Source organism: Bhargavaea ginsengi (assembly GCF_900109165.1).
Classification (GTDB): Bacteria; Bacillota; Bacilli; order Bacillales_A; family Planococcaceae; genus Bhargavaea; species Bhargavaea ginsengi.
Genome location: NZ_FNZF01000003.1, coordinates 176,654 through 193,928 on the forward strand (window position 1 = coordinate 176,654; position 17,275 = coordinate 193,928).

Genomic DNA, 17,275 nt, shown 5'->3' on the forward strand with positions numbered 1-17,275 from the left:
TTGTAACGGAATCCGGTGGCCGTGTCGTCCGGGCCCGGAGCCGGAGGAGTGTGTGAACATCTTACTCCGGTAAAGCAACGTTTCACCCCGGTATTTTAACGTCTCACTCCGGTATAGCAACGTTTCACTCCAGTATGTCAACGTCTCAACGCCTACCCCACTCAGATGCGTTCCCGTTTCCGTCCGTATGTAAAAAAAAAGCGCGCACCCCAACTGGTGACTGCGCTTTTGTCGTATGGCATGACCCGGCGGCTGCTCACACCGCCGGGACCATGATGGGGTGCGGAGAGCTAGACGGGACGCAAGCATTGGCTCCGCCCATCGTAACGCTCAGCTTTTTCATTTGCCGTATAAATCATTATAGAAAGAAAAGGGTGCCGTCCATACTCAGGTAACCGCACACCCTTTTCGTTAACGCAAATTAAACGAGTTCGATGATGACGACCGGTGCGCCGTCTCCGCGGCGAGGGCCGACTTTCATGATGCGGGTGTAGCCGCCCTGACGCTCAGCGTAGCGAGGTGCCACATCGTCGAACAGTTTCTGCAGTGCATAGACCGTTTGCTCATTGCCTTCTTCGTCAGTCGTCGTAACGAGTTCGCGACGGATGAATTCGGCAGCCTGACGGCGTGCATGGAGATCACCGCGTTTTCCGAGAGTGATCATTTTCTCAACGACGGAACGGAGCTCTTTCGCACGCGTTTCAGTCGTCTGCAGGCGTTCGTTGATGATGAGATCGGTTGCGAGGTCACGAAGCATCGCCTTACGCTGGGAGCTTGTGCGACCTAACTTTCTGTAGCCCATCGAGTTTCCCTCCTTTTGGGTAAATTGGATGGTCCGCTATGGACGATTATTCTTCCGTACGCAGGCCGAGTCCGAGATCTGTCAGCTTCGCCTTGACCTCTTCGAGGGACTTGCGGCCCAGGTTGCGCACTTTCATCATTTCATCTTCGGATTTGTTCGCGAGCTCAAGCACCGTGTTGATGCCGGCACGCTTCAGGCAGTTGTAGGATCGGACGCTCAGGTCGAGTTCCTCGATAGTCATCTCGAGAACCTTTTCCTTCTGGTCTTCTTCCTTCTCTACCATGATCTCAACGGAATGTGCTTCATCCGTGAGGCCTACGAAGATGTTGAGGTGCTCGGTCAGGATCCTGGAGCCGAGCGAGATTGCCTCTTGCGGCCCGATGCTGCCATCGGTCCAGACGTCGAGGGTCAATTTATCGTAATCGGATGATTGTCCGACACGTGTGTTTTCCACCTGGAAATTGACGCGGGAGACTGGGGTGTAAATGGAGTCGATCGGGATCACGCCGATTGGCAGGTCTTCACGCTTGTTTTTGTCAGCCGGTACATAACCGCGCCCGCGCTGTGCATACATGCGCATGCGGAGGTGGCCGTTCTTGCCGACAGTCGCAATGTGGAGATCCGGGTTGAGGATTTCAACGTCGCTGTCATGCGTGATATCCGCAGCCGTTACTTCGTTCTCGCCCTTTACATCGATTTCGATGACCTTCTCGTCGTCCGAGTAGATTTTCAGGGCCAGTTTCTTCACGTTCAGGATGATCGAAGCGACATCCTCGACCACGCCATCCACCGTCGAAAACTCGTGGAGGACTCCGTCGATCTGAATGGATGTTACAGCGGCACCAGGCAGAGAAGAAAGAAGAATGCGCCGCAGGGAATTCCCCAAGGTGGTTCCGTAGCCCCGCTCAAGCGGCTCCACGATGAACTTTCCATAGGTGCTCTCCACAGTCTGTACAGCTTCAATCCTCGGTTTTTCTATTTCGATCATTCAAATTCACCCTCCCTCAAAACGTCCATGAATGGCAGTTCCTATTGGAAATCGATATACAAGACAACTATTGCACTCTCACAAACCAGTTTATCCGTAAATCGTGTTTCTCAATCAATGGACGGACAGCCATTATACACGGCGGCGTTTTGGAGGACGGCAACCGTTGTGAGGAACTGGAGTTACGTCGCGGATCGCAGTGACTTCAAGACCTGCAGCCTGCAGTGCGCGGATAGCCGCTTCACGGCCTGCACCAGGACCTTTAACCGTCACTTCGAGAGTCTTCATGCCGTGCTCCATCGATGTGCGTGCAGCTGTTTCTGCAGCCATCTGGGCAGCGAACGGAGTGGACTTACGGGAGCCCTTGAAACCAAGTGCACCTGCGCTCGACCAGGATACAGCGTTACCTTGTGTGTCCGTGATCGTGACGATTGTGTTGTTGAAAGTGGAACGGATGTGTGCGATGCCGGACTCAATATTCTTTTTGACGCGGCGTTTACGCGTTTGTTGTCTACGTGCCATAGTGGGAAGTTACCTCCTTTGCAGATTATTTCTTCTTGTTAGCGACTGTCTTACGCGGGCCCTTACGGGTACGTGCGTTGTTCTTCGTGTGCTGACCGCGTACTGGAAGGCCACGGCGGTGGCGGATTCCACGGTTGCTGCCGATTTCCATCAGACGCTTGATGTTGAGGTTCGTTTCACGACGAAGGTCACCTTCAACTTTCAGGCTGTCGATTTGTTCACGGATCTTGTCGAGTTCAGCGTCAGTGAGGTCGCGTACGCGAGTCTCTTCTGAAACGCCTGCATCAGCGAGAACCTTTTGGGAAGTCGTTTTACCGATTCCGAAGATGTAAGTGAGAGCGATGACTACGCGCTTCTCGCGCGGTACGTCTACACCAGCAATACGTGCCATATATTCGTGCACCTCCTTAGGGTTTAGCCTTGGCGTTGTTTATGTTTCGGGTTTTCACAGATTACCATGACCCGACCGCGACGGCGGATGACTTTGCACTTTTCGCAGATCGGCTTAACAGATGGTCTTACTTTCATCGCATAGAACCTCCTTATCGTCCGGAGTGCTTAGATCATTTGTAACGGTATGTGATACGGCCACGGGTCAGATCGTAGGGGGAAAGTTCCACTGTCACACGGTCACCCGGCAGAATCCGGATATAGTGCATCCGCATTTTTCCGGAAACGTGCGCAAGGATCGTATGGCCGTTTTCGAGTTCCACTTGGAAATTGGCTCCTGGCAGAGTCTCGACGACCTTGCCTTCCACTTCAATTAAATCATCTTTCGCCATCCATCATCATCCCTTCATGTTAGAATCAGGTCTCTCTTCGTCCCGCTGCGCCCTACCTTCAAACATATGAACGGTCTGCATGAGAGATGTCCGAAAGACTACCAACGGTTTCCGCTTCCCTATCCGAAAAAAGGAAAGATCCACGGTCCCCATTATACCTTGTTCCGGACTGCATTGCATGACCGAAGTCCCGCCATGCCTGCATTTCCGCGCCATGCCTGCCGATCGCAGCGGCCGGCGGGCATGGTCTGCCGTCACATGCCATAAAACAGGATCGTCTCGCCTCCCCGGCACGGGCTCAGTTGCCCCGGAGCAGCCGGTCGATGTCCTTGAATACAACCTCGATGTCCTGCTGCCCGTCGATGTGGGTCAGAACGCCTTTGTCGCCGTAGTAGGCGAGGAGCGGTTCACTCTGTTTCATATTCACTTCCAGGCGGTTGTTGACGGTCTCCGGGTTGTCATCGGCGCGCTGGTAGAGCTCCCCGCCATCCTTGTCACAGACGCCATCCTGTTTGGGAGGGTTGAAGACAAGGTGGTAGGAAGATCCGCATTCTTTGCAGATGCGGCGGCCGGTCAGCCGTTTGACGAGTTCGTCATGCTCCACCCGGATGTTGATGACATGGTCGATCTTGCGGCCAAGCCCGGACATGATCTCATCCAGTGCTTCCGCCTGGGCGACAGTGCGCGGGAAGCCGTCCAGAAGGACGCCTTGCTCGCAATCCTGTTTAGACAGGCGTTCACGGACGATGCCGACGGTCACTTCATCAGGGACGAGCGCCCCTTCATCCATGAACTGCTTGGCCTTGAGACCGAGCTCCGTACCTTCTTGGATAGCGGAACGGAACATGTCGCCTGTAGAGATATGAGGGATTTCGTACTTCTCGACAATCCTGTCCGCCTGGGTGCCTTTGCCGGCACCCGGCAGGCCCATCAATACGATGTTCATACGTCGTGCCCTCCTACAGTGTTTTCGCGGCCGGCCGGAACCGGCCGCGGAATCATTTCATAAAGCCTTTGTAGTGCCGCTTGACGAGCTGGGATTCCAGCTGCTTCATCGTCTGGAGCGCGACCCCTGCAACGATCAGGAGGCTGGTGCCGCCGATCTGCACGGACTGCGGGAGTCCTGCCAGGCTGATAAAGAAGATAGGCAGGATCGAGATGACCGCAAGGAAGATGGCTCCGACGAAGGTCAGGCGGTTTAGGACACGGGTCAGATAGTTCTGGGTGTCCTGCCCCGGACGGATGCCCGGGATGTAGGCGCCCTGCTTTTTCAGATTGTCCGACACATTCTCAGGGTTGACCTGGATGAACGCGTAGAAATACGTGAAGGCAATGATGAGCGCTACATAAATGATCATCCCCACAGGCTTCGTATAATCGAAGATCTCGATGATCGCCGCTGTCCAGCGGTTTTGGCCGAAGAACGAAGCGAGCGACTGAGGGGTTATGATGAACGCGACTGCGAAGATTACGGGAATGACGCCCGCCGCGTTTACTTTCAATGGCAAGTGGGTCTGCTGGCCAGCCTGCTGGCTGCCGCGGCCCGTGACACGCTTGGCATACTGCACCGGAATTTTCCGGAGAGCCTCCTGGACATATACGACGCCGACCGTGATGGCGACAACCGCAAGAGCAAGGAGAACCAGAACGAGGATATTCAGGAACAGCTGGTCCCCTGCATCCTGGATCTGCTGCGCATAGATCTGATTCACCGCATTCGGAATCGCCGCAACGATACCTGCAAAGATGATGATCGAGATCCCGTTCCCTACGCCGTTCTCGGTGATTTGTTCACCGAGCCAGAGAAGGAACGCCGTGCCTGCTGTCAGGACGACTGCAATGACGAGGTAAGTCGCAATGCTGTCATTCTGGATCAGCGTGCCGCCGTACATGCGGTTAAAGCCGTACGACATGGCGATCGACTGGATAAATGCCAGGACGATCGTGAAGTATCTGGTGAACTGGGCCAGTTTCCTCCGGCCGACCTCGCCCTGCTTCGCCCATTCGGCGAATTTCGGGACGACATCCATCTGAAGGAGCTGGACGATGATCGAAGCCGTGATGTACGGCATGATCCCCATCGCCAGAATGGAGAAGTTCGCGAGCGCGCCGCCCCCGAACGTGTTCAGAAAGCCGATCAGGCTGAATTGATCGGCTGCCTGGAGTGCTGACGCGTCAACATTCGGCACCGGGATAAAGGTCCCGAGCCTGAAGACGATGAGCAGCGCCAGCGTAAATAGGATTTTTTTCCGGATATCCCGGACGCGCATAAAGTTCGAGATGGTCTCAAACATCAGATCACCTCGACGGAGCCGCCTGCGTTCTCGATGGCCTCTTTAGCGGAAGCAGAGAATTTGTGAGCCTGTACAGTGAGCTTTTTCTCAAGCTGACCGTTGCCGAGGATCTTGATGCCGGATTTTTCCTTGCTCACGATGCCTGTTTCGAGCAGGAGCGCAGGAGTAACTTCTGTGCCTTCCTCGAAGCGGTTAAGCGTTTCGAGGTTCACGATGGCATATTCCTTGCGGTTGATGTTCGTGAAGCCACGCTTAGGCAGGCTTTGGAAGAGCGGCATCTGGCCACCCTCGAAGCCGAGGCGTACACCGCCGCCGGAACGCGAGTTTTGACCGTTTGCACCGCGGCCGGATGTTTTACCGTTGCCGGAACCAGGTCCGCGGCCTACGCGATTGCGTTCTTTGCGGGATCCTTTTGCAGGTTTCAGTTCATGCAGTTTCATTTGACTGGCACCTCCTTATGATTTGATGAATGATTAGTTTTCTTTAACTTCGACGAGGTGGCCGACTTTGTTCAGCATGCCGCGGATTGCAGCATTGTCTTCGTGTTCGACCGTTTGGTTCGTCTTGCGCAGACCGAGAGCTTCAACCGTTTTGCGTTGATCCGGTTTCGTCCCGATCACGCTCTTCTTAAGGGTAATTTCGAGCTTAGCCATTAGTTTTCCCCCCTCAGCCCAGCAATTCTTCTACAGATTTGCCACGGAGTTTTGCGACATCCTCAGCACGCTTGAGTTCCTGAAGACCAGTCATCGTAGCACGGATGACGTTGATCGGCGTGTTGGATCCCAGGGATTTCGAAAGGATGTCCGTGATGCCTGCGAGCTCAAGTACCGCACGGACAGGGCCGCCTGCGATAACACCGGTACCAGGAGCAGCAGGTTTGATGAAGACGGAGCCAGCACCGAAACGGCCTGTCACTTCGTGAGGAATTGTGCCGTTCACCATAGGAACTGTGACCAGTTTCTTCTTGGCATCTTCGACTGCTTTGCGGATCGCATCCGGAACTTCTTGTGCTTTACCAGTACCAAAACCGACACGGCCGTTCTTATCGCCGACGACGACAAGTGCCGTGAAGCGGAAACGGCGTCCGCCTTTTACGACTTTCGCTACGCGGTTGATCGTTACTACGCGTTCTTCGAACTCACTTTTCACTTCATTGCGACGCATGTGTATGGGTCCCTCCTTTTAATTAGAATTCAAGTCCGTTTTCACGGGCTGCATCTGCCAGAGCCTTAATGCGGCCGTGGTAGAGGTAACCCCCACGGTCGAAGACGACAGATTTTACGTTCTTTTCAACAGCTGCTTTGGCGATTGTTTCGCCGATTTTCACTGCTGCTTCAGTGTTCGAAGTGGAACCTTCGAAACCTTTGTCCATTGTGGACGCACTTGCGACTGTCACACCGTTTGCATCATCGATCAGTTGAGCATAGATATGCTTGTTCGACCGGAAGACGTTCAGGCGCGGACGCTCGGCAGTACCACTGATCTTGGAACGCACACGTGCATGGCGCTTTTTGCGGACCTGGTTCTTGTCCTGTTTCGTAATCATCGTGGTCACTCCTTTCGATGCCTATGCGGCATTATTTACCTGTCTTACCTTCTTTGCGGCGGACTTTCTCGCCTTCGTAGCGGATCCCTTTGCCTTTGTACGGCTCAGGCGGGCGTACGGCGCGGATGTTGGATGCGAGCGCACCGACGTGCTCTTTGTTGTAACCGCGGACAGTGATCTTCGTGTTCGAAGGAACTTCGACTTCCACGCCTTCTTCAGGAGTGAATTCGACCGGGTGGGAGTAACCGACGTTCAGGACGAGTTTGTTGCCCTGTTTTTGCGCACGGTAACCGACACCGACGAGCTCGAGGGACTTTTCGAAGCCTTTCGAGACGCCTTCGACCATGTTGTTCAGGAGCGAACGGGTCGTTCCGTGGATCGCGCGGTGTTCTTTGTTGTCGGACGGGCGTGTCAGGGTGATGACGTTGCCGTCCTGATTGATCGTGATTTCACTGCTCAGTTTGCGAGTGAGTTCGCCTTTCGGGCCTTTGACTGTGACCGTGTTGTCATCCGCAAGGGTGACTGTCACGTTTTCAGGCACTTCGATCAGCTTATTGCCAATACGGGACATGTGTGTGCACCTCCATTCGTTTGTAGCGGATTACCAGACGTATGCGACGACTTCGCCGCCAACTTTTTTCGCACGTGCTTCTTTGTCTGTTACGACACCGTGAGAAGTCGAGACGAGGGCGATGCCCAGACCGTTCAGGACTTTCGGGATTTCATTTGTCTTCGCGTAGACGCGGAGACCCGGCTTCGAAATACGCTTCAGGCCCGTGATAACACGTTCGTTGTCCTGGCCGTATTTGAGGAAGATCCGGATGATCCCCTGCTTATCATCTTCGATGTATTCAACGTCGCGGACAAATCCTTCGCGTTTCAGGATTTCGGCGATCTCTTTTTTCATGTTGGAAGCAGGAACTTCCAGCTTTTCATGGCGTACCATGTTAGCGTTACGGATACGCGTAAGCATATCTGCGATCGGATCACTCATAGTCATTGTGTTGTACCTCCTTCCCAGGTATAGGGATTACCAGCTGGCCTTCTTGACGCCAGGCAGTTGCCCTTTGTATGCAAGTTCACGGAAACAAATACGGCAAAGCTTAAATTTACGGTACACGGAGTGAGGACGTCCGCAACGCTCGCAGCGTGTGTATTCCTGCACTTTGTGTTTCGGTGTGCGCTTTTGTTTCGCGATCATCGATTTCTTAGCCACAATTTCGCCTCCCTTTCGTTTACTTTTGGAATGGCATGCCGAGCTGCGTCAGGAGCTCACGGGCTTCTTCGTCCGTGTTAGCAGTCGTGACGATGACGATGTCCATGCCACGGACTTTGGATACTTTATCGTAATCGATTTCCGGGAAGATCAGCTGTTCTTTAACGCCGAGCGTGTAGTTGCCGCGGCCGTCGAACGCGTTCTTCGATACACCGCGGAAGTCGCGGACACGCGGAAGTGCGATCGAAACCAGCTTGTCGAGGAAATCATACATGCGCTCGCCACGGAGCGTTACTTTCGTACCGATCGGCATTCCTTCACGGAGGCGGAAGCCGGCGATGGATTTCTTCGCTTTTGTGACGACCGGTTTTTGGCCGGAGATGATTTCGAGGTCTTCCACAGCGGAGTCGAGGGACTTGCTGTTCTGCACAGCGTCGCCGACACCCATGTTGATGACGATCTTTTCAACTTTCGGCACTTGCATAACCGAGCTGTATTCAAACTTGCTCATGAGAGCAGGTGTGATGTCTGTTTTAAATTTCTCTTTTAGGCGGTTCATCAGGAGTACCTCCTTCCTCTATGTCGCTTATTTCTTGTATGGGTCAGCAATGATCTCGCCGGATTTCTTGGAAACGCGGACTGTGACCATCTTGCCTTTTTCTTCTACTTCTTTGTAGCCGATACGAGTCGGTTCGCCCGATTTCGGATCAAGCAGCATTACGTTGGAAACGTGGATTGGGGCTTCTTTGCTCACGATGCCGCCCTGTGGGCTTTCCTGGTTCGGCTTCGTGTGCTTCTTGATGATGTTGACGCCTTCCACGATCACACGGTCTTTCTTAGGGAATGCAGCAAGGATGACGCCGGTTTTCCCTTTGTCTTTTCCTGTGATCACCTGGACTTTATCACCTTTTTTAACGTGCATTCTCTTGCACCTCCTTGGTTGGCACTACCCTATGGATTAAAGTACTTCCGGAGCGAGGGAAATGATTTTCATGAAGTTGTTGTCGCGCAGCTCACGTGCGACAGGTCCGAAGATCCGCGTACCACGCGGGCCTTTGTCATCACGGATGATGACGCATGCGTTCTCGTCGAACTTGATGTACGTACCGTCTTTACGGCGGACACCGCTCTTCGTGCGGACGACAACCGCCTTGACGACGTCACCCTTCTTAACAACGCCACCTGGTGTTGCTTTCTTGACGGTGCAGACGACGATGTCGCCGATATTCGCTGTCTTACGGCCGGAACCGCCGAGCACTTTGATCGTGAGGACTTCACGTGCGCCGGAGTTGTCAGCGACTTTCATACGACTCTCTTGTTGGATCATCGAGGGTACCTCCTCTCAAGTTAAATTCCGATCAGATGATAATCGCTTTTTCAACGACCTCTACAAGGCGGAAACGCTTCGTAGCGGAAAGCGGGCGAGTTTCCATGATGCGGACGACGTCGCCTGTTTTTGCAACATTGTTTTCATCATGTGCTTTATATTTCTTCGAGTATTTTACACGTTTGCCGATGACGGGGTGCTTCTTGTAAGTCTCGACAATAACCGTGATCGTCTTGTCCATTTTGTCGGAAACGACGCGGCCTGTGTAAACTTTGCGTTGGTTACGCTCAGACATGCTTGCAGCCTCCTTTTATCAGTTGTTGGCGCTGAGTTCGCGTTGGCGAATGACTGTCTTCATGCGCGCGATCGACTTGCGCACCTCACGAATGCGAGCTGTGTTCTCGAGTTGGCCGGTAGCAAGCTGGAAACGCAGGTTGAAGAGCTCTTCTTTCAGCGACTTCACTTTTTGTTCGATTTCAGCAGTGGTCAATTCACGGATATCATTAGCCTTCATTCGATTCACCACCAATTTCTTCGCGTTTTACAAACTTGCTCTTAACCGGCAGTTTGTGCGATGCGAGACGCAGCGCTTCACGGGCAACCTCTTCGGAGACGCCTGCGATTTCAAACATAACACGGCCTGGCTTCACGACAGCCACCCATCCTTCAACGGCACCTTTACCGGAACCCATCCGGACTTCAAGAGGCTTTTTCGTATATGGCTTATGAGGGAAGATCTTGATCCAGACCTTACCGCCACGCTTCATGTAACGGGTCATGGCGATACGGGCAGATTCGATCTGACGGTTGGTGATCCAGCCGGCTTCAATAGCCTGGAGGCCATACTCACCGAAATTAACTGTGCCGCCGCCTTTTGTTTCTCCGCGCATTTTGCCGCGGTGTACACGACGGTGTTTCACACGTTTAGGCATCAACATGATCAGTTGCCTCCTTCCTCGGATTTCTTCTTCTCAGGAAGGACTTCACCGCGGTAGATCCATACTTTTACGCCGAGTTTGCCGTATGTTGTATCAGCTTCCGCGTGAGCGTAGCCAATGTCGGCACGGAGTGTATGGAGCGGTACAGTACCTTCGCTGTAGTGTTCGGCACGGGCGATGTCGGCGCCGCCGAGGCGTCCCGATACCATTGTGCGGATCCCTTTAGCGCCTGCACGCATTGTGCGCTGGATCGCTTGTTTTTGTGCGCGGCGGAACGATGCACGCTGTTCAAGCTGGCGGGCGATGTTTTCTGCGACGAGTTTCGCATCAAGATCTGCACGCTTCACTTCAACGATGTTGATGTGCACACGCTTGCCGGAAATTGCGTTGAGTTCTTTGCGGAGCGCTTCAACTTCGGAACCGCCCTTCCCGATCACCATGCCGGGCTTTGCTGTATGGATCGTAATGTTCACACGGTTCGCTGCACGCTCGATCTCGACCTGAGACAGGGAAGCGTCTTTCAGGCGTCCGTCGATGTACTCGCGAATCTTGAGGTCTTCATGAAGAAGAGTTGCATAGTCTTTTTCTGCATACCATTTCGACTCCCAGTCACGGATGACTCCGAGTCGCATACCGTTTGGATGTACTTTTTGACCCACGAATTATCCCTCCTTTTTCTCGGATACCACTAGTGTGATGTGGCTAGTGCGTTTGAGTATTGAAGTAGCACGGCCTTGCGCACGAGGGCGGAAACGCTTGAGCGTCGGGCCTTCGTCTACGAAGACTTCACTGACGACGAGGTTGTTTACATCCAGGTCGTAGTTGTGTTCTGCATTGGCAATCGCGGATTTCAAGACTTTCTCGACAACCGGCGATGCGGCTTTAGGTGTGTGTCGCAGGATTGCGACCGCTTCGCCCACTTGCTTGCCCCGGATCAGGTCGACGACCAAACGGACTTTGCGAGGAGCAATCCGGATTGTACGGGCTACGGCTTTAGCTTGTTGCATCAGGAGTACCTCCTCTCAATTAGCGTTTCGTTTTCTTATCGTCGGCTCCATGACCGCGGTAAGTGCGTGTAGGTGCGAATTCACCCAGTTTATGGCCAACCATGTCTTCCGTTACGTAGACCGGTACGTGTTTGCGTCCGTCATAGACTGCAATCGTGTTGCCGATGAAGTTAGGGAAGATTGTAGAGCGGCGGGACCATGTTTTAATGACCTGCTTTTTCTCGTTAGCGTTCTGTGTTTCGACCTTTTTCATGAGATGATCATCCACAAAAGGTCCTTTTTTCAAGCTGCGACCCATTTTGGTACCTCCCTCCGTGATTGCCCGGCGGCCCACCCCGTGAACCGCTGAGAAACCACATTATTTTTTGCGGCGACGAATGATGTAGTCGTCCGATTTGTTTTTCTTCTTGCGGGTTTTGAGACCAAGTGCCGGCTTGCCCCATGGTGTAACCGGTGCTTTACGGCCGATTGGCGTACGACCTTCACCACCACCGTGCGGGTGATCGTTCGGGTTCATGACGGAACCGCGTACTGTCGGGCGCTTGCCCATCCAGCGGGAACGTCCTGCTTTACCGATGTTGATCAGTTCGTGCTGCTCGTTGCCGACTTGGCCGATTGTCGCGCGGCATGTGCCGAGGATCATGCGGACTTCGCCGGATTGGAGACGGACGATGACGTACTTGTCTTCTTTACCGAGGACCTGAGCGGATGTACCCGCGGAACGGACAAGCTGTCCGCCTTTGCCAGGCTTCAGTTCGATGTTGTGGATTGTCGCACCCATCGGAATGTTCTGGAGTGGAAGTGCGTTCCCCACTTTGATGTCTGCTTCAGGACCGGACATGATTTCCATGCCGACCTTGAGGCCTTTAGGCGCGAGGATGTAACGCTTTTCCCCGTCCACATAGTTGATCAATGCGATGTTTGCAGAACGGTTCGGATCGTATTCGATCGTAGCAACGCGTCCTGGAATGCCATCTTTCCGGCGTTGGAAGTCGATGACACGGTATTGGCGCTTGTGGCCGCCACCTTGATGGCGGACTGTCGTACGACCTTGGTTGTTACGGCCGCCCTTGCGGTGTTTAGGCGCGAGGAGCGATTTTTCCGGCTTGTCAGTTGTGATCTCTGCGAAGTCGGAAGCCGTCATGTTGCGTCGGCCGTTGGAAGTCGGTTTGTACTTCTTGATCGCCATTGTTTTCCCTCCTCATTGTTTTATGGGTTCAAAGCGTAAGATTTACGCTTCGAAGAGTTCGATGTCTTTGGAATCAGCCGTCAGTTTGACGATGGCTTTGCGGCGTTTGTTCGTGTATCCGCCGAAACGGCCCATACGCTTGAACTTGCCTTTGACGTTCATGATGTTGACCTTCTCAACTTTGACACCGAAGACTTCTTCGACGGCCTGTTTGACCTGTGTCTTGTTGGCGCGGACGTCAACGTCGAATGTGTACTTTTTGTCTTCCATAGCCTGTGCGGAACGCTCGGTAATGACCGGACGCTTCAATACATCACGTGCATCCATTAGCCAAGCACCTCCTGTACTTTTTCGACCGCGGATTTTGTCATGACGAGCTTGTCATGGCCTACCAGGTCGAGGACGTTGATGCCGTTTGCGGAGACGACCGTGACGCCCGGGATGTTGCGTGCGGACAGTGCCACGTTTTCATCGAGCTCTGCAGTGACGAACAATGCTTTCTTGTCGACGGAAAGATCTTTCAGGACCTGAATGAATGCTTTCGTCTTAGGTGCGTCGAAAGTGAGTGCGTCGAGTACGACGAGGCTTTCTTCGCGAACTTTCGCAGAAAGTGCCGAACGGAGTGCCAGACGGCGGACTTTCCTAGGAAGCTTGTAGCTGTAGCTGCGTGGAACCGGACCGAATACGGTACCGCCTCCGCGCCATTGCGGGGAACGGGTGGAGCCTTGACGCGCACGGCCTGTGCCTTTTTGGCGCCATGGCTTGCGGCCTCCGCCTGCTACTTCTCCGCGCTGCTTCGTTTTGTGGTTACCCTGGCGCAGCGATGCGCGCTGGGAGATGATCGCTTCAAAAAGAACTGCTTCGTTCGGCTCGATTCCGAATACGGATTCGTTCAGTTCAACTTCGCCGACGGAAGCGCCTGTTTGATTAAGTACGGATACTTTTGGCATTGTGTTGTCCTCCTTTCCTTATTTCTTGAGGGATGCGCGTACTTTTACGAGCGACTTGCGTGCGCCCGGCACATTCCCTTTGACGAGGAGCAGGTTGCGCTCTGCGTCAACTTTTACAATTTCGAGGTTTTGGATCGTTACGGTGTCGCTGCCCATGCGGCCTGGGGATTTCATACCCTTGAAGACGCGTGCCGGGTCAACCGGACCGAGCGAACCAGGTGCGCGGTGGAAGTGGGATCCGTGGCTCATCGGCCCGCGGGAGTGCCCGTGGCGCTTGATAACACCCTGGAATCCTTTACCTTTTGTTACACCTGTGATATCGACGAAATCTCCAGCTGCGAAAATTTCTACGTTGACTTCCTGACCAACTTCATAATCGGCCGTGTCCTCTCCGCGGAATTCGCGAACGAAGCGCTTAGGCGCAGTTTCTGCTTTAGCTGCGCGGCCTTTTTCCGGTTTGTTCGCGAGCTTTTCGCGCTTGTCTTCGAAGCCGAGCTGGACTGCTGCATAGCCGTCCGTTTCTGCTGTCTTCTTTTGAAGGACAACGTTTGGTGCCGCTTCGATGACAGTTACCGGGATGAGATCGCCGTTTTCAGCGAACACTTGTGTCATGCCGACTTTTCTACCCAAGATTCCTTTGGTCATTCGTCACACCTCCTGCATTCTTTTTGTTTTTATTTTGGTGTTGATTAAAGTTTGATTTCGATGTCTACGCCGGATGGCAGATCAAGCTTCATGAGCGCATCAACCGTTTTTGGTGTCGGGTTGACGATGTCGATCAGACGCTTGTGCGTGCGCATCTCGAACTGTTCACGTGAGTCCTTGTATTTGTGGACCGCACGAAGAATCGTGTAAACCGAACGCTCTGTCGGAAGCGGGATCGGACCCGAAACACTTGCACCAGAACGTTTTGCCGTTTCAACAATCTTCTCAGCTGATTGATCGAGGATACGGTGGTCGTACGCTTTCAAACGGATACGGATTTTTTGTTTTGCCATTACTTTCCCTCCCTTTCGCCTTTTTTCAAGACAATTCTCCACGGAAATCTCCTGCACACCGCCATGGCAAAGCGGCCGGGTGTGTCAGCAACCTCCCGCTTCATCGCAGTCAAATGACCAACATTCCGTATTATACACAAAACGGAAGAGCCTCGCAAGCATTACGCGCGAGATTCTTTGCTGGACCCTAGAATTATATAACGGTTTGGCTCAGGATGCAATCGGTAAGGAAAGAGTCGGAATATTAGGTTGCCGGGAACGGGATTGTTATATGGAAGGAAGTCGATTTTGCTTTGTTCCTAAGATATTCTTATGGATTTACGCTACGGGTCCTCGCTTACCGCGGGCGTTGCCTTAGCCTCCTCGAGCTGCGCTCTGCGGGGTCTTCGGCTAACGCTTTTCCCGCAGGTGTCTCGGACCCTCCGCTTCAATCCATTCTATATTGAGTTTCTCAAGATCTCCCTTTCATACTTATTGAAATTATAAGGCTGAACTTGTGCAATGTAGTCGAAACACACCATTTCATATAGAAGAAACACATTCCCGTTACACTTTTGGAATAAGAAAAAGCTCCGGCAGCCCGGAGCTTTTTCAGTCCCTCAAAGAATCACGGCTGCGATCCAGCCGAAGATGATGAGGGGGATATTAAAATGGATGAAGGTCGGGACGCAGGTGTCCCAGATGTGGTTGTGCTTTCCATCGGCATTGAGCCCGGCGGTCGGTCCGAGTGTGGAGTCGGATGCCGGGGAGCCGGCGTCACCCAATGCTCCGGCCGTGCCGATCAGTGAAATGATCGCCAGTGTGCTGAAGCCGAACTCGACGCTGAGCGGAACGAAGATGGCGGCGATGATCGGAACGGTCGCAAACGAGGAGCCGATCCCCATTGTGACGAGCAGGCCGACGAGAAGCATGATGATGGCCGCGATGCTCTTGTTGTCGCCGAGCATGCCGCTGGCGGATTCTACGAGAGACTCAACGTGACCTGTCGCCTGGATGACACCGGCAAAACCATTTGCCGCGATCATGACGAAGCCGACGAAAGCCATCATTTTCATGCCGTCGTTCAGAAGCTCGTCCGCATCTTTCCAGCGGACAGCGCCTGTTGCATACAGAACTGCAATACCTGAGATGGCACCGATGATCATCGAGTCGGTTGTGATCTGCCCGGCAAGTGCTGCCGCAAGCGCGATGATCGTGAAAACGATATTGCGTGTTCGGACTTCACGGTCCGGGCCGGAAGCGATGGCTTGGCTGTCGCCGTAATCACGCGGTTTACGGTACGAAATGAAAATGGCGATGATGAGACCAAGGGCCATGCCGGCAACCGGGAGGGCCATGGCCGTCGGGATATCCGCCATATCGATCTCGAGTCCTGCAAGTGCCATCTGATTGGCGATGACCTCGTGGAAGAGGAGGCCGAATCCGTAAGGCAACAGGACGTAAGGAGCGATCAGACCAAATGCGAGCACACAGGCGATGAGCCGGCGGTCGATTTTCAGCATGTCGAGGATGTGGAGAATCGGCGGCACGAGCAGCGGAACAAAAGCGATATGGATCGGAATCAGGTTCTGGGACGAGATGGCGACAAGAAGCAGGATAAGAATAATCAGTGCCTTGGCGAGCCCTTTGCGCTCCCCTTCCCCTTCATTGCCGACAACCTTCAGAATCAGTTTGACGAGCACTTCCGGAATGCCGGTCCGGGAGATGGCGACTGCAAACCCTCCGAGAAGCGCATAACTGAGTGCGATGGTTGCCCCGCCTCCGAGGCCCCCGGTGAAGGCTTCTATTGTTTCATTTATGGAAAGGCCGCCTGTCAGACCGCCGGCGATTGCTCCGACAGCCAGCGCCAACACTACGTTGACCCGGAGAAGACTCAGGACCAGCATGACCGCGACCGCAATAATGACTGCATTCATAACGAGTACTCCTTTTTGCTTCACCACTTTACCGTGATAAAGCGTTAAAATGAATGTTATTAGATTATCATGGCGGCTGATTGCTGTCAACCCTTCATATACGAACATCTTTATGGGCATGAGCGCTCACGCGAGCGGCATCTCATAAGAAAAACCGGCAGGCCCCCAAAAGAGGCCTGCCGGTTTTCAATCATGCGCGCTGCGTGACTTCTTCATATTTGGCAATCTGGTCTTCGTATTTGAAGGTCAGGGCAATTTCGTCCCAGCCATTCAGGAGCATTTCCTTCCAGTACGGGTCGATATCGAACCGGTGGACGGTGCCGTCCGGCTGTGTAACAGTCTGCTCTGCCAGGTTGACTGCAAGCTGCACCGGATCTGCCTTGCCCTTGGCGAGGAGTTCTTCCACTTCCTCTTCAGGAAGCCTGATCGGCAGGATGCCGTTTTTCATGCAGTTATTGTAGAAGATATCAGCATAGCTTGGCGCGATGACAACACGGAATCCGTAGTCCAGGATGGCCCACGGGGCGTGTTCGCGGGACGAGCCACAGCCGAAGTTCTCACGTGCGACGAGGATCTCGGACCCGTCGAAGCGGGAATCGTTCAGGACGAAGCCGTCCCTCTTGTTGCCGTCGGCATCAAAGCGCCAGTGATGGAACAGGTACTTGCCGAAGCCGGTACGTTCGATGCGCTTCAGGAATTCCTTGGAGATGATCTGGTCGGTGTCGACGTTGCTCCGGTCGAGCGGAGTCAGGATACTGGTGACTTCATTGATCGGTTTCATGGATGCGGCCTCCTTTCAT

The 17,275-nt window shown here is 53.6% G+C and carries 31 protein-coding genes; all 31 read right to left on the reverse strand.

From position 1 onward, the window contains the following. Positions 1-421 precede the first annotated feature (421 nt). Positions 422-802 (reverse strand): 50S ribosomal protein L17, encoded by a 381-nt coding sequence (gene rplQ, locus BMX91_RS09600; protein WP_008298846.1) that lies wholly within the window; start codon positions 800-802, stop codon positions 422-424. A gap of 46 nt (positions 803-848) precedes the next feature. Further along, entirely contained in the window at positions 849-1,790 is a 942-nt protein-coding gene (locus BMX91_RS09605; protein WP_092052985.1) for a DNA-directed RNA polymerase subunit alpha, read from the reverse strand. Between the two features lie 132 nt (positions 1,791-1,922). Beyond that, positions 1,923-2,312: a 30S ribosomal protein S11 gene (gene rpsK / locus BMX91_RS09610; RefSeq protein ID WP_008298848.1), complete on the reverse strand. Its 390-nt coding sequence runs from the start codon at positions 2,310-2,312 to the stop codon at positions 1,923-1,925. Positions 2,313-2,337: 25 nt separating this feature from the next. Then, a complete protein-coding gene (rpsM, locus tag BMX91_RS09615) occupies positions 2,338-2,703 on the reverse strand; it encodes a 30S ribosomal protein S13 (protein WP_063182479.1) in 366 nt (121 codons plus the stop codon). A gap of 23 nt (positions 2,704-2,726) precedes the next feature. Next, a complete protein-coding gene (gene rpmJ, locus BMX91_RS09620; protein WP_076758849.1) occupies positions 2,727-2,840 on the reverse strand; it encodes a 50S ribosomal protein L36 in 114 nt (37 codons plus the stop codon). Positions 2,841-2,875: 35 nt separating this feature from the next. Then, the gene (gene infA / locus BMX91_RS09625) at positions 2,876-3,094 is read right to left on the reverse strand and encodes a translation initiation factor IF-1 (RefSeq protein ID WP_008298852.1); all 219 of its coding nucleotides are present in this window, start codon (positions 3,092-3,094) and stop codon (positions 2,876-2,878) included. A 298-nt stretch (positions 3,095-3,392) separates the two neighbouring features. Continuing rightward, on the reverse strand, positions 3,393-4,040 hold the full coding sequence (locus tag BMX91_RS09630; RefSeq protein WP_092052989.1) for an adenylate kinase: 648 nt from the start codon (positions 4,038-4,040) through the stop codon (positions 3,393-3,395). Positions 4,041-4,092: 52 nt separating this feature from the next. Then, positions 4,093-5,388, reverse strand: coding sequence for a preprotein translocase subunit SecY (gene secY / locus BMX91_RS09635; RefSeq protein ID WP_092052994.1), 1,296 nt, complete (start codon positions 5,386-5,388; stop codon positions 4,093-4,095). Next, entirely contained in the window at positions 5,388-5,828 is a 441-nt protein-coding gene (gene rplO, locus BMX91_RS09640) for a 50S ribosomal protein L15 (RefSeq protein ID WP_092052999.1), read from the reverse strand. The genes secY and rplO overlap by 1 nt, the downstream gene beginning before the upstream one ends. Before the next feature lie 33 nt (positions 5,829-5,861). Then, complete coding sequence (rpmD, locus tag BMX91_RS09645) at positions 5,862-6,041, reverse strand: 50S ribosomal protein L30 (protein WP_092053004.1); 180 nt, start codon at positions 6,039-6,041, stop codon at positions 5,862-5,864. Positions 6,042-6,054: 13 nt separating this feature from the next. After that, positions 6,055-6,552, reverse strand: coding sequence for a 30S ribosomal protein S5 (gene rpsE, locus BMX91_RS09650; protein ID WP_092053009.1), 498 nt, complete (start codon positions 6,550-6,552; stop codon positions 6,055-6,057). A gap of 22 nt (positions 6,553-6,574) precedes the next feature. Beyond that, a complete protein-coding gene (gene rplR, locus BMX91_RS09655) occupies positions 6,575-6,934 on the reverse strand; it encodes a 50S ribosomal protein L18 (protein ID WP_092053013.1) in 360 nt (119 codons plus the stop codon). Between the two features lie 31 nt (positions 6,935-6,965). Further along, positions 6,966-7,505 (reverse strand): 50S ribosomal protein L6, encoded by a 540-nt coding sequence (gene rplF / locus BMX91_RS09660; RefSeq protein ID WP_092053015.1) that lies wholly within the window; start codon positions 7,503-7,505, stop codon positions 6,966-6,968. A 30-nt stretch (positions 7,506-7,535) separates the two neighbouring features. Continuing rightward, the gene (rpsH, locus tag BMX91_RS09665; protein ID WP_092053020.1) at positions 7,536-7,934 is read right to left on the reverse strand and encodes a 30S ribosomal protein S8; all 399 of its coding nucleotides are present in this window, start codon (positions 7,932-7,934) and stop codon (positions 7,536-7,538) included. A 30-nt stretch (positions 7,935-7,964) separates the two neighbouring features. Continuing rightward, positions 7,965-8,150 (reverse strand): type Z 30S ribosomal protein S14, encoded by a 186-nt coding sequence (locus BMX91_RS09670; RefSeq protein ID WP_076758835.1) that lies wholly within the window; start codon positions 8,148-8,150, stop codon positions 7,965-7,967. A gap of 19 nt (positions 8,151-8,169) precedes the next feature. Beyond that, a complete protein-coding gene (gene rplE, locus BMX91_RS09675; protein WP_092053025.1) occupies positions 8,170-8,709 on the reverse strand; it encodes a 50S ribosomal protein L5 in 540 nt (179 codons plus the stop codon). A gap of 27 nt (positions 8,710-8,736) precedes the next feature. After that, the gene (gene rplX / locus BMX91_RS09680) at positions 8,737-9,072 is read right to left on the reverse strand and encodes a 50S ribosomal protein L24 (RefSeq protein ID WP_092053028.1); all 336 of its coding nucleotides are present in this window, start codon (positions 9,070-9,072) and stop codon (positions 8,737-8,739) included. Positions 9,073-9,108: 36 nt separating this feature from the next. Continuing rightward, complete coding sequence (gene rplN, locus BMX91_RS09685) at positions 9,109-9,477, reverse strand: 50S ribosomal protein L14 (RefSeq protein ID WP_092053032.1); 369 nt, start codon at positions 9,475-9,477, stop codon at positions 9,109-9,111. A 31-nt stretch (positions 9,478-9,508) separates the two neighbouring features. Further along, entirely contained in the window at positions 9,509-9,772 is a 264-nt protein-coding gene (rpsQ, locus tag BMX91_RS09690) for a 30S ribosomal protein S17 (protein WP_092053036.1), read from the reverse strand. Positions 9,773-9,790: 18 nt separating this feature from the next. Continuing rightward, positions 9,791-9,991, reverse strand: coding sequence for a 50S ribosomal protein L29 (gene rpmC, locus BMX91_RS09695; protein ID WP_063182504.1), 201 nt, complete (start codon positions 9,989-9,991; stop codon positions 9,791-9,793). Further along, positions 9,981-10,415, reverse strand: coding sequence for a 50S ribosomal protein L16 (gene rplP / locus BMX91_RS09700; protein ID WP_092053041.1), 435 nt, complete (start codon positions 10,413-10,415; stop codon positions 9,981-9,983). The genes rpmC and rplP overlap by 11 nt, the downstream gene beginning before the upstream one ends. 2 nt (positions 10,416-10,417) lie before the next feature. Further along, positions 10,418-11,074, reverse strand: coding sequence for a 30S ribosomal protein S3 (gene rpsC / locus BMX91_RS09705; protein WP_092053046.1), 657 nt, complete (start codon positions 11,072-11,074; stop codon positions 10,418-10,420). 3 nt (positions 11,075-11,077) lie between these two features. Beyond that, the gene (gene rplV / locus BMX91_RS09710; protein ID WP_092053050.1) at positions 11,078-11,422 is read right to left on the reverse strand and encodes a 50S ribosomal protein L22; all 345 of its coding nucleotides are present in this window, start codon (positions 11,420-11,422) and stop codon (positions 11,078-11,080) included. Positions 11,423-11,441: 19 nt separating this feature from the next. Further along, entirely contained in the window at positions 11,442-11,720 is a 279-nt protein-coding gene (rpsS, locus tag BMX91_RS09715) for a 30S ribosomal protein S19 (RefSeq protein WP_092053054.1), read from the reverse strand. 60 nt (positions 11,721-11,780) lie between these two features. Further along, the gene (rplB, locus tag BMX91_RS09720) at positions 11,781-12,611 is read right to left on the reverse strand and encodes a 50S ribosomal protein L2 (protein ID WP_092053058.1); all 831 of its coding nucleotides are present in this window, start codon (positions 12,609-12,611) and stop codon (positions 11,781-11,783) included. A gap of 42 nt (positions 12,612-12,653) precedes the next feature. Beyond that, positions 12,654-12,938 carry a 50S ribosomal protein L23 gene (rplW, locus tag BMX91_RS09725; RefSeq protein WP_063182516.1) on the reverse strand — a complete coding sequence of 95 codons (285 nt, stop codon included), beginning with the start codon at positions 12,936-12,938 and terminating at the stop codon, positions 12,654-12,656. Further along, on the reverse strand, positions 12,938-13,561 hold the full coding sequence (gene rplD, locus BMX91_RS09730) for a 50S ribosomal protein L4 (protein ID WP_092053062.1): 624 nt from the start codon (positions 13,559-13,561) through the stop codon (positions 12,938-12,940). The genes rplW and rplD overlap by 1 nt, the downstream gene beginning before the upstream one ends. 18 nt (positions 13,562-13,579) lie before the next feature. Then, positions 13,580-14,206 carry a 50S ribosomal protein L3 gene (rplC, locus tag BMX91_RS09735; RefSeq protein WP_092053066.1) on the reverse strand — a complete coding sequence of 209 codons (627 nt, stop codon included), beginning with the start codon at positions 14,204-14,206 and terminating at the stop codon, positions 13,580-13,582. 44 nt (positions 14,207-14,250) lie between these two features. Continuing rightward, positions 14,251-14,559 carry a 30S ribosomal protein S10 gene (rpsJ, locus tag BMX91_RS09740; protein ID WP_008298888.1) on the reverse strand — a complete coding sequence of 103 codons (309 nt, stop codon included), beginning with the start codon at positions 14,557-14,559 and terminating at the stop codon, positions 14,251-14,253. A 599-nt stretch (positions 14,560-15,158) separates the two neighbouring features. Next, positions 15,159-16,475, reverse strand: a complete 1,317-nt coding sequence (locus BMX91_RS09745) for a Na+/H+ antiporter family protein (RefSeq protein ID WP_092053070.1) — start codon at positions 16,473-16,475, stop codon at positions 15,159-15,161. 190 nt (positions 16,476-16,665) lie between these two features. Further along, positions 16,666-17,256 (reverse strand): 3-isopropylmalate dehydratase small subunit, encoded by a 591-nt coding sequence (gene leuD, locus BMX91_RS09750; protein ID WP_092053072.1) that lies wholly within the window; start codon positions 17,254-17,256, stop codon positions 16,666-16,668. Between the last annotated feature and the right edge of the window lie 19 nt (positions 17,257-17,275).

What these genes read in the sequence shown, in the direction of transcription:
- rplQ (WP_008298846.1), bottom strand. Translation starts at nt 802, where the DNA reads ATGGGCTACAGAAAGTTAGGTCGCACAAGCTCCCAGCGTAAGGCGATG.
- BMX91_RS09605 (WP_092052985.1), bottom strand. Translation starts at nt 1,790, where the DNA reads ATGATCGAAATAGAAAAACCGAGGATTGAAGCTGTACAGACTGTGGAG.
- rpsK (WP_008298848.1), bottom strand. Translation starts at nt 2,312, where the DNA reads ATGGCACGTAGACAACAAACGCGTAAACGCCGCGTCAAAAAGAATATT.
- rpsM (WP_063182479.1), bottom strand. Translation starts at nt 2,703, where the DNA reads ATGGCACGTATTGCTGGTGTAGACGTACCGCGCGAGAAGCGCGTAGTC.
- rpmJ (WP_076758849.1), bottom strand. Translation starts at nt 2,840, where the DNA reads ATGAAAGTAAGACCATCTGTTAAGCCGATCTGCGAAAAGTGCAAAGTC.
- infA (WP_008298852.1), bottom strand. Translation starts at nt 3,094, where the DNA reads ATGGCGAAAGATGATTTAATTGAAGTGGAAGGCAAGGTCGTCGAGACT.
- BMX91_RS09630 (WP_092052989.1), bottom strand. Translation starts at nt 4,040, where the DNA reads ATGAACATCGTATTGATGGGCCTGCCGGGTGCCGGCAAAGGCACCCAG.
- secY (WP_092052994.1), bottom strand. Translation starts at nt 5,388, where the DNA reads ATGTTTGAGACCATCTCGAACTTTATGCGCGTCCGGGATATCCGGAAA.
- rplO (WP_092052999.1), bottom strand. Translation starts at nt 5,828, where the DNA reads ATGAAACTGCATGAACTGAAACCTGCAAAAGGATCCCGCAAAGAACGC.
- rpmD (WP_092053004.1), bottom strand. Translation starts at nt 6,041, where the DNA reads ATGGCTAAGCTCGAAATTACCCTTAAGAAGAGCGTGATCGGGACGAAA.
- rpsE (WP_092053009.1), bottom strand. Translation starts at nt 6,552, where the DNA reads ATGCGTCGCAATGAAGTGAAAAGTGAGTTCGAAGAACGCGTAGTAACG.
- rplR (WP_092053013.1), bottom strand. Translation starts at nt 6,934, where the DNA reads ATGATTACGAAACAGGACAAGAACCAGGTCCGCAAAAAGCGCCATGCA.
- rplF (WP_092053015.1), bottom strand. Translation starts at nt 7,505, where the DNA reads ATGTCCCGTATTGGCAATAAGCTGATCGAAGTGCCTGAAAACGTGACA.
- rpsH (WP_092053020.1), bottom strand. Translation starts at nt 7,934, where the DNA reads ATGACTATGAGTGATCCGATCGCAGATATGCTTACGCGTATCCGTAAC.
- rplE (WP_092053025.1), bottom strand. Translation starts at nt 8,709, where the DNA reads ATGAACCGCCTAAAAGAGAAATTTAAAACAGACATCACACCTGCTCTC.
- rplX (WP_092053028.1), bottom strand. Translation starts at nt 9,072, where the DNA reads ATGCACGTTAAAAAAGGTGATAAAGTCCAGGTGATCACAGGAAAAGAC.
- rplN (WP_092053032.1), bottom strand. Translation starts at nt 9,477, where the DNA reads ATGATCCAACAAGAGAGTCGTATGAAAGTCGCTGACAACTCCGGCGCA.
- rpsQ (WP_092053036.1), bottom strand. Translation starts at nt 9,772, where the DNA reads ATGTCTGAGCGTAACCAACGCAAAGTTTACACAGGCCGCGTCGTTTCC.
- rpmC (WP_063182504.1), bottom strand. Translation starts at nt 9,991, where the DNA reads ATGAAGGCTAATGATATCCGTGAATTGACCACTGCTGAAATCGAACAA.
- rplP (WP_092053041.1), bottom strand. Translation starts at nt 10,415, where the DNA reads ATGTTGATGCCTAAACGTGTGAAACACCGTCGTGTACACCGCGGCAAA.
- rplV (WP_092053050.1), bottom strand. Translation starts at nt 11,422, where the DNA reads ATGCAACAAGCTAAAGCCGTAGCCCGTACAATCCGGATTGCTCCTCGC.
- rpsS (WP_092053054.1), bottom strand. Translation starts at nt 11,720, where the DNA reads ATGGGTCGCAGCTTGAAAAAAGGACCTTTTGTGGATGATCATCTCATG.
- rplB (WP_092053058.1), bottom strand. Translation starts at nt 12,611, where the DNA reads ATGGCGATCAAGAAGTACAAACCGACTTCCAACGGCCGACGCAACATG.
- rplW (WP_063182516.1), bottom strand. Translation starts at nt 12,938, where the DNA reads ATGGATGCACGTGATGTATTGAAGCGTCCGGTCATTACCGAGCGTTCC.
- rplD (WP_092053062.1), bottom strand. Translation starts at nt 13,561, where the DNA reads ATGCCAAAAGTATCCGTACTTAATCAAACAGGCGCTTCCGTCGGCGAA.
- rplC (WP_092053066.1), bottom strand. Translation starts at nt 14,206, where the DNA reads ATGACCAAAGGAATCTTGGGTAGAAAAGTCGGCATGACACAAGTGTTC.
- rpsJ (WP_008298888.1), bottom strand. Translation starts at nt 14,559, where the DNA reads ATGGCAAAACAAAAAATCCGTATCCGTTTGAAAGCGTACGACCACCGT.
- BMX91_RS09745 (WP_092053070.1), bottom strand. Translation starts at nt 16,475, where the DNA reads ATGAATGCAGTCATTATTGCGGTCGCGGTCATGCTGGTCCTGAGTCTT.
- leuD (WP_092053072.1), bottom strand. Translation starts at nt 17,256, where the DNA reads ATGAAACCGATCAATGAAGTCACCAGTATCCTGACTCCGCTCGACCGG.